The 11,754-nt window shown below is 38.5% G+C and carries 11 protein-coding genes; 3 read left to right on the forward strand and 8 right to left on the reverse strand.

Features of this window, described 5'->3' with window-relative positions; all coding sequences use genetic code 11:
* Positions 1-55: 55 nt before the first annotated feature.
* On the forward strand, positions 56-898 hold the full coding sequence (locus FD29_RS07535) for an aldo/keto reductase (protein WP_057888330.1): 843 nt from the start codon (positions 56-58) through the stop codon (positions 896-898).
* 250 nt (positions 899-1,148) lie between these two features.
* Here the strand turns inward: FD29_RS07535 and FD29_RS07540 are convergent, their stop codons facing one another.
* From FD29_RS07540 to FD29_RS07575, 8 genes are all read right to left on the reverse strand, one after another.
* Positions 1,149-2,090 carry an IS3 family transposase gene (locus FD29_RS07540; RefSeq protein ID WP_147007912.1) on the reverse strand — a complete coding sequence of 314 codons (942 nt, stop codon included), beginning with the start codon at positions 2,088-2,090 and terminating at the stop codon, positions 1,149-1,151.
* On the reverse strand, positions 2,048-2,542 hold the full coding sequence (locus FD29_RS07545) for a helix-turn-helix domain-containing protein (protein ID WP_057888332.1): 495 nt from the start codon (positions 2,540-2,542) through the stop codon (positions 2,048-2,050). Before FD29_RS07545 ends, FD29_RS07540 begins: the two co-directional genes overlap by 43 nt.
* A gap of 174 nt (positions 2,543-2,716) precedes the next feature.
* Positions 2,717-3,475: a Cof-type HAD-IIB family hydrolase gene (locus FD29_RS07550; protein WP_057888333.1), complete on the reverse strand. Its 759-nt coding sequence runs from the start codon at positions 3,473-3,475 to the stop codon at positions 2,717-2,719.
* 105 nt (positions 3,476-3,580) lie between these two features.
* Positions 3,581-4,906 carry an APC family permease gene (locus FD29_RS07555; protein WP_235804281.1) on the reverse strand — a complete coding sequence of 442 codons (1,326 nt, stop codon included), beginning with the start codon at positions 4,904-4,906 and terminating at the stop codon, positions 3,581-3,583.
* Positions 4,869-5,120 carry a hypothetical protein gene (locus FD29_RS07560; protein WP_057888334.1) on the reverse strand — a complete coding sequence of 84 codons (252 nt, stop codon included), beginning with the start codon at positions 5,118-5,120 and terminating at the stop codon, positions 4,869-4,871. The genes FD29_RS07555 and FD29_RS07560 overlap by 38 nt, the downstream gene beginning before the upstream one ends.
* A 135-nt stretch (positions 5,121-5,255) precedes the next feature.
* The gene (locus tag FD29_RS07565) at positions 5,256-5,969 is read right to left on the reverse strand and encodes a gamma-glutamyl-gamma-aminobutyrate hydrolase family protein (RefSeq protein WP_057888335.1); all 714 of its coding nucleotides are present in this window, start codon (positions 5,967-5,969) and stop codon (positions 5,256-5,258) included.
* Between the two features lie 286 nt (positions 5,970-6,255).
* A complete protein-coding gene (locus tag FD29_RS07570; RefSeq protein WP_235804282.1) occupies positions 6,256-7,077 on the reverse strand; it encodes a Cof-type HAD-IIB family hydrolase in 822 nt (273 codons plus the stop codon).
* Positions 7,078-7,162: 85 nt separating this feature from the next.
* Positions 7,163-8,437, reverse strand: a complete 1,275-nt coding sequence (locus FD29_RS07575; RefSeq protein WP_057888337.1) for a PTS sugar transporter subunit IIC — start codon at positions 8,435-8,437, stop codon at positions 7,163-7,165.
* 324 nt (positions 8,438-8,761) lie between these two features.
* On the opposite strand from FD29_RS07575, the gene guaD reads away from it, so the two are divergent.
* Both guaD and FD29_RS07585 read left to right on the forward strand, forming a co-directional pair.
* Positions 8,762-10,072, forward strand: coding sequence for a guanine deaminase (gene guaD, locus FD29_RS07580; protein ID WP_057888338.1), 1,311 nt, complete (start codon positions 8,762-8,764; stop codon positions 10,070-10,072).
* Entirely contained in the window at positions 10,072-11,421 is a 1,350-nt protein-coding gene (locus tag FD29_RS07585) for a uracil-xanthine permease family protein (protein ID WP_057888339.1), read from the forward strand. The genes guaD and FD29_RS07585 overlap by 1 nt, the downstream gene beginning before the upstream one ends.
* Positions 11,422-11,754: the final 333 nt, after the last annotated feature.

An 11,754-nucleotide genomic window follows, 5' to 3' on the forward strand; every position in this document is an offset into this window, starting at 1 on the left:
AGTTTTATAATGTGAATAGTATCTCAATCTAAGCTTTTGAAAGTGAGGAATCATCGTGAAATCTATTACCTTCAATCAACAAACAACTTCCGCTATCGGCATCGGTACTTGGCACATTGGCGAAGGAAACCAACAAAGAACAACTTCAGAAATGGCTGCTATCAAATACGGTTTGGACCATGGCATCAACGTGATCGACACCGCTGAAATGTACGGCGAAGGCTTGTCAGAGACTCTGATCGGTAACGTCATCAAAGACTATCAACGTGATAGTTTTCAGTTGATCTCCAAATTTTATCCTTATCACGCTACACCCAAATTGATTCAAACCAGTCTCGAAAACAGTCTCAAACGTTTAAAAACTGATTATTTAGACGTTTACCTATTACATTGGCGTGGCAATACTCCTTTGGGCGAGACCATCAGTGGTTTAGAACAAATGGTCCAAAAAGGCTTGATCAAAAATTGGGGCGTTTCCAACTTTGACTTCGACGACTTACAAGAACTGATCTCACTACCCAATGGTAAAAATTGTCGTCTGAATGAAGATCTTTACAACATTGGCAGTCGTGGCATAGAGTATTCAATTTTACCTTGGCAAAAGCAGCAACAGATGTCTTTTGTCGGCTACTCACCTTTTGGTTCCGATGGCAGCGAATACTTACAGATCAAACCAGTATTAAAAGAAATGGCGCAACAAAAACATGTAACGGTCCATCAATTATTGTTAGCTTGGGTCTTACGTAATCACGATCTTTTGAGTATTCCTAAGACAGCCTCAGTCGAACATATGAAGAGCAATATTGCGGCTACAGAAATCAATTTTACTGCCGACGAGTTGGAACTTTTGGATCAATCTTACCCTAAGCCCAAACATGACGGTTTGGAAACAATTTAAAATCATGAAAGTGAAACAAGCTTGATTAGATTTCGAGCAATTGCCTAGACTTGAAAATTAGCCAGCCGGTTTTGGTGGATAATTTTTAAGTCGTAGCAATGCATAGAAATCTAGCTTGTGGAACTCGTTTAGGGCATAGAACAAGCTTGATTACATACAATTATTTAGATACACTAATAGGCCATCCATTGTAATGAACCCCGGTAATTGGAGTTAATTATAAAATTTACGTCTAATCACTTAACGGTGATTAGGCGTTTTTTGATGTATATGATTCTCTAAATCCAATTGGTGTTTCCCAATTGTTTGATTGACGAATCCGTTCATGATTATAGTAATAGATCCATTCTTTTATGGCCACTACAAGCTCCGCTTGCGTAGCGTAATTATGATTTAAAACTGTTCCTATCTTCATTTTATGAATAAGACTCTCTGTTGGTGAATTATCGTAAGGAGTACCTTTGCGCGACATACTCTGTCTAATATTTGAACGACATAAAATCATTTGATATTTATTTGATTGATATTGGATTCCTTGGTCTGAGTGGATCGTTGTTAGATATGGAACGCCTTTGGCGAGTTCCATTACTGGATATAATGACTCTAATACAAATTTCGTAGTTGGATGTAATGAAATACTATATGACACGATTTCACCGGAGTAGAAATCGCAGAATAATGAAATAAACAATCTTTCATCTGTAGTTTGTTTACCCCAACGTACTTCAGTCACATCAGTACCAAGCTTTTGATATGGTCTATCAGTGATAAAGCGTTGTCTAATATGATTCTTATGACGTTTATGTCCTTCACCTGCAAAGCTGTTATATTTGTTCGTCTTTCTGGAGTAGGCACTACTTAATAGTCCATTCTGTTTCATTACACGTAATACACGTTTATGGTTAATAACCGATTCATTACGATTAACGCGCTTTTGATTGATATATTGAGTCAGTGGGCGATAGCCCAGACTCAATGCATCTATCATCTTAGGATCGTTACGGATATCTTCAATATCTTTGATGATTGATTCATCTTCATTATAATGAGCTCCATAATTTCTTTTACGGGCATCAAAATAACTGCTAGAACTCATTTTTGAAACCTTTAGAAGTAAAGATAGACTGTATTTGGGCCGTAATAAATCTATTACTTTGGCTTTTTTTTGGTTTGATGCATTACGGCCCTCAATTTTTTTAGGTACTCATTCTCAGCTTCTAAGTATTCTAAACGTTTCTTTAGTTCTTTGTTCTCTTGTTCTGGTGTCAATTTCTTTTTGTCAGTCATATTTGTGTCTCGCTTCCTGCGGTCAGCGAGACCATCGGCACCGTAAACATCGTATTGATGTTTCCATGACCAAACGGTACTTTCATTTGAAATATCAAAGTGTCTGGCCGTTTGTGGATAGGATGCTTTATTCTTCACCAACCAAATTATTACTTTCATTTTGAAGGAAGGAGAATATCTTGGCAATCTTTTTGAACGTTTCAATCCATTTAATCCTTTTGTATTCCACAAATTAATCCATCTAAGAATCGTTGATCTCTTATGAATACCTAATTTCTTAGCAATAGTGGTACTCCCCATTCCAGACGTATAAAGTTTTATTGCATGTATTTTTGTTTCGATTGAATATTTAGGCATAAGAAAACCCCTCCGTTGGATTTCTCCAACGCGAGGGGTTCATTACACATTCAAAAAATGGATGACCTATTTTGGTATTATTTTAAATAAAATATCTAATTATTAAAATCTAAATTCTTGATACTAATAATGAAAAACAAATAAAGTCCCTATATCTAGAAATTAGTTCATTTTTTACAAAACATAATCACTAATAACTTTCGCTACGCCACTGTGGTTGTTATCGGCCGTTTCAATATCGCAAATTTTCTTAACTGCTATGATGGCGTTACCCATAGCAACACTCAAGCCAACGCGTTTTAACATCGGAATATCATTGTCCATATCGCCAACCGCAACGACATCAGCTAAATCTATCTGCAAATAATTAGCTAAATATGTCAAAGCTGTGCCCTTATTGATTCCCTTAGGAAATAATTCCAATTCCGTGGCACTCGTCTGTACTGTAAAGTAACTCTGATCATAATTAACATGCAACAATGCCGCCGTTTCGGCTAAATCTTCTTCATTAGTCGTCAATAAAAACTTGATGATTTTTAAATCTGGATTTTTTGCACTCCTCTTCGCCCAAGTTTGATAGCTCGTGGAATGTACACCTTCACTGTCAATTAAATCGAAACGAATTTTATGGACCGTAAAGAAATTGATCAATTCAATTGCATCGGTTTCTGCCAACGTCTTTTGATAGATCACTTTGCCATCGAAATTTTGGATCCTACTGCCGCCAAAGTAGATCATATATTCATCGCTGCCCTTTAAGCCTAAGCGGTTGGCATTGCTAATTGCGCCTTGATAATCCCTACCTGTACACAAAACGATCTTCGTTCCCTTGTGCATAGCAGCTTGGATCATTTGAATATTTTTAGGGGTTATTTTTTGTTCATCATTTAACAGGGTCCCATCGATATCAATGGCCATCAGTTTATACGTCATAATATCCTCCTAATATCTAATTAATCAGGGATATTGTAATATGAAACCCGCTTAATTTTATAAGAAAAGGACTTATTTTTACCTTAGGTAGACAGCTTGTATTTTTTATTTAAAATTCTTACGCGTCATAAAATAAAATGGTACGGCTACTAACAGCGCTCCAAAGCCCCAGATCAGATTAGAAAGGCTAGTTTGAACTAACAACCATAATGATACTAAGATAGCAAAGACTGGAATCACCCAACCAAAAGGCAATTTGAAGCCTGATTTACGATCTTTCATCGTTTTACGAAAGACCAATACGGCTAAACAACTAGGGATATATTGAGCAAACCTAGAAACAGCACTGATTTGGACTAAAGTGTTGAAACTGCCAGAAACAGCCACAATCAGTCCTAATAATGCGGAAATAATAATGGCAATATGGGGCACGCCATAGCGATTCTTTCGAGTTAAAACTTTTGGCATCATACCATTTTCAGCCATCGCTACACCGAACCGTGGCGTTATAAACGAAGTAGAAAAACCCACACCGCCAATCGACATCAAAGTACCGGCAGCAACTAGATATTTACCAAAATCACCTACCATTGAACCAAAAGCCGTTTGAATCGGTGTAGTAGTTTTAGCAAGTGAAGTCCCCAAAACGCCAATGCAAACTGCTTGAACTAAAATATAAAAAGCTGCCACTACCAAGATGACGATGATCAAAACTCTGGGCAGGTCTTTTTTAGGATTTTGCATCTCTCCAGCAGCAACTACAGAACTTTCAATTCCGGTAAAGACGAAGAACATTGTCATCGCTGCTTTAGCAAACGAACCATGACTTCCAACTGAGGCTGGAATCATGGGCGTAAAATTGCTCCCTTTGATAAACCAAATACCAATAGCGATAAAAACTATCAGTGGCAATAACTTTGAAACAGTAACTGTATTGTTTAAAAATGATGCGACTTTAATACCAAACAGATTAACAGTCATTAAGGTCAAAGCCATAACGGTCACAATAATATCTTTATCAAACGTGGTGTTCAGCTGTGGAAAGACCCCGGCGACGGCAGTAGCAAACCCGACGTACAACGTTCCTTCAGCAATGATTCTAATCGTCCACGTTACAAAACCGACTTCATACCCTACGAAGTTACCAAAGGCTGCTTTTGCGTACACATAAGCACCGCCAGTTTCATCGAACAAACTCGAGTCTTCCGCAAAACACAGACCGATCGACAACACCAACAAAGCATCAAATGCTAAGACAAAAATACTGGCTGGCCCAAATAGCCGCATACCTTCATTTGGTAATAAAAAGATTCCCGATCCAATAATACTATTGATTCCAAATAACAATACCGTCCAAAAACCCATCTTCTTTGACTTGACGACCGTAATATCTTTAGTCTTGGTACCACCCATTGCAACTGCTTGCTTCATGATTTTTACCTTCTATATTATTAAAGTTTTTTATTCCCCAACGTCTAAAGCTGCTTAATTGCTGCTGGACCTGCTGCTGCTCGTCGGTAACTTTAAGAAGGTATGCCAAATTAACTGAAACTTCTTCACTATTTACGGTTCTCATAATCTGAGATTCTAAGCCATTTCTGACATCCATTAAAATATTTGTGAAAGTTTCAGTTAATTTACTCATAAATCCATGACCTCTTTTTTTAATTTTAAAAATAATCCTAGCACTCTGAGAATTCGTGTCAATTGAGTTTTTAATCAAATTAAATATTTTATAACAATATAATGACAATATTTATTTATAAGGACAATTTGTCTATTAAATGCGTTCAATAAAATCTTTAAAAATATCTAATTGTCGCGAATCATGCTCCCACATATTTTCTGGGTGCCATTGAACCGCTTGAACTGAGGCATCGTCGTTTTCAATTCCTTCGATCACGCCGTCAGTCGCCTTAGCCACAATATGCAAGCCTTCGGGTACTGCTTTTATTGCTTGATGGTGTCGCGAATTAACAAAAACGTTGTCGCCAATCGTCTTAAATAGTTTTGAATCATGATCGACTGACACAAAGTGAGTCGGTTGATCGCCTGGAGCTGACTGATGGTGTTTTAAAACTTTTCCTGGATATTGGCTTTCTAAATCTTGATAGACGCTGCCTCCCAAGGCTACATCAATAATTTGCGCTCCCCGACAGATCCCTAAGATCGGCACTTTAGTTGCTACGGCTGTTCTAACCAAAGCTATCTCAAAGACATCTCGATCTCGATTCGTTACGCCCAATTCGGGAATTGGCTCTTCACCCATGAAGGTTGGATCAATATCCGGTCCGCCTGGAAAAATCACCCCATCTAATCTTTCCAACAGCCCATTGATCTTTTCTTTGGGAATATACGGTAAACTGACTGGAATACCTCCAGCTGCCAAGACGGCATTGACTGCGGGACGTGGTACAAAGTCCATTAATTTCTCGTTGATAGCTGTGGTTTCCCCGAGGAAAACATCTGCTGTGATTCCTATCAATTTACTCATAAATTTTAGTCCCCTTTGATTGAATTTTAATGTAAGATTAGCACTTCATTTTAATCTGTCAAATATTTTATTAATATTATTAAATAATTACTAATAAAAGTCTATACGTATCGTCTTTTTTTTAAAATAAATCGTCTAATCACCATGCCAAAGCGTTTTATGGATTCTAATAATCGCTTAATTTTTCCATAAAAAAAGTATCCTTTTTTAAGAAAGAGTTTTCATTAACTCTCTTAAAACAGGATACCCAACCTAAATCAAGGATTTTTCTAATTTTAAATAAAGACTATTTCAAAGCAAATTTTTCAATTGCCTCACCAACGCCACTGTGGTTGCAGTCACTCGTTACATAGTCGCTGACTTCCTTGACGCCTGGCATCGCATTGCCCATCGCAACACCTTTCCCAACGATTTTTAACATTGGAATATCATTGTCGCGATCTCCCATCGCCATAACTTGATCGAGTTTGATGTCGAGTTTCTTTGCCAAATTCTTGACTGCTTCACCTTTATTGACATCTTTAGGGAAAATTTCCAAGAAACCAACGCCAGTTCTAACTACAAAGTAATCTCGGTCAAAACGTTGATGCACCATCTCGGAAATAGCATCCAATTTAGCTTCAGAACCATTGATGATCGCTTTGACGATTTCAAAGTCGCTTGGCAAGTCGTCTGGTTCTTTCAAATAAAGTCCATTGTCGTTCTCATAAGCTTGCATCACGGTATATTTGTCAATCAGATCACGGCTGCTGGTGTACGTATAACCACGATTGTCAACCACGTTGTAATGCAAGTCATTGTCTTTAATGAATTGAACGAATTCACGATAAAATTCATTCGTCATCGTTCTTTGAAAGACGATCTCACCGGCCAAGTTTTCGATAATTGCACCACCATTAGTGATCATGTACTGGTCAGCACCTTTTATGCCTAAGTCATCAGCATATTTTACCACCGCATTGTGTGTTCGTCCTGAACAAAGAACAACTTTGATTCCTTGTTGCAAAGCCTTGACGATTGCTGCTTTGTTACGTTGAGAAATTATCTTTTCACTATTTAAAAGCGTGTCATCCATATCTAATGCAATCAGTTTATAATCCATCATCATTCTCCTTTATCATCTTAATTCAATTGTAAGGTTTATTGACCAAAAGAACCGCAAAATCAGTCAGATTTTGCGGTTCTTTTGGTGATTAATTTTTTTCAGTTGCTAAATACTGTCGATCCAAAACTTTGATGAATGGATAATAAATAAAAATACCAATGATGATCTCGATCAACTGCAAAACTGCTCCCCAAATGCTGCCAGTTGTCAACCAGCCCGAAATGATCGGTGGCGTAGTCCAAGGCAACATCACACCGTTAGTATATGGCACTAAATGGAACGTAAAAGCCATACCTGACAACAAAACATTGACTAAAGGCGTTATTACAAAAGGTATCGCTATGATTGGATTCAAGACTACCGGCAATCCATAGATCAACGGCTCACCGATGCCAAAGATACTCGGTAAAATAGTCAGTTTGCCTAACTCTTTGATCCGTTGAGATCTACAAAAGAGCAACATTACTATTAGTAGTGACAAAATACTGCCACCCCCACCATAAGTCGAGAAGTTTTCAATAAATTGTTCCGTATAAATATGTGGCAAAGCTCTTCCACTTTGAAAAGCCTTCAAATTATCTTGGGTCAAAACAAAGAAAATCGGCGACCAGACACTGTTAACTACTGAAGGACCGTTGATACCAAAGCACCACAGAACTGATGCCAAAAGAATATATAGCAAGACTGACCCAAGTGAATTCCCCACGTTTTTTAAGGGCGCTTGTAGCGTTATATAGATGAAATTGTATGCTGTTTTCATACTTGTCAGACTGAATAATATCCTTATCAAAAAGAAAACTAAGATCACAAAACCGCTCGGCAGCAAAACGCTGAACGATTGACTGACCATTTCTGGCAATCCTTTGGGCATCTTGATCGTCCAATTACGTTTGATAGCAAAACGAAATAACTCGACACTGATCAAAGCCGTCAACAGTCCTAAAAAGATTCCATTAGGACCGAGATACATTGTCTTTACTGCTGAGACAGTAGTTTGATCAACTTTAACCGTCGTTGGGGTCAAAATCAAAAAGACTACGACAGCCACCACAGTAGTATTGATTGGCTCAAGCCCGCGATTCTTTCCATAAATATATGAAATACTCAAACAAGATAATAAACCAATGAAATTGTAAACCGAACCGGAAATAGCACTGAACCAATCCAACCAACGTTGGCCAAAGATTCCTACCCAAAAATTCGTCCAACCCGGGATCGGAAAGTTACCTATCAATAGGAAGATCGAAATAACAATGATCAAGGGCGTTATGATCAAAAAGCCGTCTCGTAACGAACGTAAAACGACGTTATTTGCTAATCGATCAGCAATCGGCATTAAGTTTTTTTCAATTTTTTCTTGCACAAAATCTCCCCCACTATTCAAAAATTCCCGTACAAAAAATTATAGACATCTTGCCTATCGCTAACAAGAAAATTTTTATTTTAAATATATTTTTTAACCAGTTAATAATATAAAAGTCTTTTTTACCCAATATTGTTATACCAACCTTTAAAAGCGGATACATGAAATTTATATTTTTCAAATAAATGAATATTATAACCACTTTTTTAAATAATTATTATTTATTTCGGTAAAAAGCGAACATTTTACTATTTATTTACATAATTATTCATGTTATCCTTACCTATATAAAATTTAAGGAAGTGTTAGATTATCACCTATCAAATAGTTTTTGAGGGAAGCACCATCTCTTCAGCTACGTTTGACAAGGCGGATTTCACACCAGATGTTCTTATATGTGTAGACCAGTCAGGAACAATTGACCGCGTTATATCCGCTACTGATATTGATTATCAGTCCGTCAAGCAAGCTGCATTAGATACCGACCGCCTTTTAAAAATTCAAGACGGTTCTTATTTATTACCAGGATTCACTGATTTACATATTCATGCACCACAGTGGCCCCAAGCTGGATTAGCTTTGGACGAACCACTGGAAAAGTGGCTGAACAAGTATACTTTTCCCTTAGAGGCTAAATTCTCTGATTTGGACTTTGCCCAAAAAGTCTACCAAAGCTTAGTTCAAGAACTATTGGCTAATGGTACGACTACTGGGTTGTACTTTGGTTCAGTTCAAACGAAAGCTAACTTAGTTTTAGCTAAAATTTGTGCTCAATTAGGACAACGGACTTTCATTGGAAAAGTTGCTATGGATAACCCTAAAGAAACCCCAGAATATTACCGGGATAGTTCATCTAAGGTCGCTTTAACAGAGACGGAGCATTTTATCACTGAAATGCAAAAGTTATCCCAACAGACCGGCGCCGAATTGACCCCAGTCATTACACCAAGATTCGTACCTAGCTGCACAGATGAAACTTTGCAAGGCTTAGGAGACTTGGCGATTAAATACGATCTCCCCATTCAATCGCACTGCAGTGAAAGCATTTGGGAAGATCACTATGCGCTCCAACGTTTTCAAAAACGCGATGCCGAAGTTCTCGACCAATTTGGCCTCTTGACTGACAAGTCGGTCATGGCACACGGAACACAGTTAAATGATTCAGATCTAGATTTATTTGCAAAACGGCAGACAGCTTTAGCTCACTGCCCTATCTCCAATGTTTACTTTGGAAATTCAGTCACTCGAATCAACGACGCTCATCGAAAAAACGTCAAGCTTGGTCTCGGGACTGATATCTCTGGAGGATTCTCACCAAGTATTTATCGCAACATGCAACAAACAATCATGTCATCGCAAATGTTACAAGATTCTGGCAAAGAGTCAGCACGGATCACAGCCGCTAATGCCTTTTATCTTGCTACGATCGGTGGCGCTTCAGCTTTAAACATTAAAACCGGTCAGATCAAAGCCGGTTTCAAAGCTGACTTGCAAATTGTGCAAGATCAATACTTCGATATCGCTTCAAATGATCCACAAGATGTATTTGAGCGACTCGTTTATCACACGACCAAAGAGAATATTAAACAAGTTTATGTATCAGGCAAATTAGTACATAACCAAGGAGAAAAATAATGGAAAATAAAAGTCAAAGTAGTTTATTAGTTGGTCCCGATGATAAAGTCGGTTTTGGTGAAGCTGGATTCTTAGGCTTACAACACGTCTTAGCAATGGATATCTACGTTCCACCAATAATTTTAGCCAGTATGATGGCCATGGGTCTGGGCGACCAAATGGGGCTCTTGCAGTCAACCTTTTTAGCCGCCGGGATCGGTACGATTTTGCAAACCTTTGTCTTCATGAAGATGCCTGTTTCGCAAGGTCCATCTTTCGTCCCTCTTGGGGCTGCTGCCGGTGTCGTTTTGGCATCTGGCGGTATTAAAGGAAATGGTATGGGAACCTTGATCGGTGCGTTACTGGTTGGCTCAATTATTTTAATTATTTTGGGCGCTACTGGTGTTTTCCAAAAGATCATCAACCGCTTAGTTCCCGCTCTAGTAGGTGGAACTATCATCACTTGTGTGGGGCTTTCATTGATCCCCACAGCTCTAAACAGCAATATTTTCAACGCTCCTGGTAAAATCGACAACAACATTATTTTAGCTTCGATCACAGCTTTGACCTTATTGGTTTCTGTCGGTATCAGTTTGAAGTTCCCTAAGGTCCGCAGATTCTTTAGAACCAGTTCAATTATTTTAGCTCTAGGTGTCGGTACGATTGTTTCAACTATGATGGGATTATTCAACTGGAAAGAAGTCGCTGATGCTGCTTGGTTTGGTTTCCCACAAAGAACTATCTTGCACTGGGGCATTCACTTCAGCCCTTCAGCTATCATCACCTTCATCATCATCTACGCCGTTATAACGACAGAAACTACTGGTACTTGGTTTGCCATGGGTGCCGTCACTAACCACGAGATCACTAACAAGCAATGGAACCACGGTATCATCGGTGAAGGTATCAGTTGTATGGTCGCTGCTCTCTTAGGTACCACACCGGTTACTGGTTACTCAACTAACGCTGGTGTCATTTCGATCACAGGTGTCGCTAGTAAACGAGTCTTCTTGTTCGCCGGCATTTGGTTCTCTATCTTAGGTTTCTTCAGTAAATTGTCAGCCTTTCTCGCTGCTATCCCTGCTCCAGTTATCGGTGGCGTTTTTGCCATTATTACCGTGACGATTATGCTCAACGGACTCAACGTTATTAGAGGTATCGAAACAACTGACCGTGACCTTTACATTATTGGTATTCCTATCGTATTGACATTGGCCCTAGTTCTCTTGCCAGCCAGTGTTACTAAAAATGCTCCACAGATCTTACAATACTTATTAGGTTCACCAATTGCCGTAGCCGCTATTGCCGCTATCATTCTCAACTTGGTCATGCCTAAAACTGTAAAAGTTAGTAAAGTAAAAACTGCATAAAAAAATAAACCGCTAATTCCAAATATGGTTCTTTTTCAAGTTTGGTTGTTCACTGCCGTCTTCCATGGAATTCTGGTGGACGCTGGAACGCAGTGAGAGCAACTTAGAGCCAATTACAGTTCAAATTGTCTCTAAGCTTGTCTGTCTCTAACCTGGCAAAGGACGCCAGCCAAGAGACTACCACGGCTGAGCATCCACCAGAATTCCATTCCAGACTAAACGATTTTTTATTTGTTTTACATTAGTGTTAAAATTTTAGATCTAGTAATTCGATATATTATTTACGATAAATCGAGTAGGAGGTAACTTTTAATTACCGACCTCTCACACCAC

The sequence above is a fragment of the Companilactobacillus mindensis DSM 14500 genome, assembly GCF_001434275.1.
Lineage (GTDB): Bacteria > Bacillota > Bacilli > Lactobacillales > Lactobacillaceae > Companilactobacillus > Companilactobacillus mindensis.

Bases quoted from the DNA above. Each gene is read 5' to 3' on its own strand.
- FD29_RS07545 (WP_057888332.1), bottom strand. From the start codon at position 2,542: ATGCCTAAATATTCAATCGAAACAAAAATACATGCAATAAAACTTTAT.
- FD29_RS07550 (WP_057888333.1), bottom strand. From the start codon at position 3,475: ATGACGTATAAACTGATGGCCATTGATATCGATGGGACCCTGTTAAAT.
- FD29_RS07555 (WP_235804281.1), bottom strand. From the start codon at position 4,906: ATGAAGCAAGCAGTTGCAATGGGTGGTACCAAGACTAAAGATATTACG.
- FD29_RS07560 (WP_057888334.1), bottom strand. From the start codon at position 5,120: ATGAGTAAATTAACTGAAACTTTCACAAATATTTTAATGGATGTCAGA.
- FD29_RS07565 (WP_057888335.1), bottom strand. From the start codon at position 5,969: ATGAGTAAATTGATAGGAATCACAGCAGATGTTTTCCTCGGGGAAACC.
- FD29_RS07570 (WP_235804282.1), bottom strand. From the start codon at position 7,077: ATGATGATGGATTATAAACTGATTGCATTAGATATGGATGACACGCTT.
- FD29_RS07585 (WP_057888339.1), top strand. From the start codon at position 10,072: ATGGAAAATAAAAGTCAAAGTAGTTTATTAGTTGGTCCCGATGATAAA.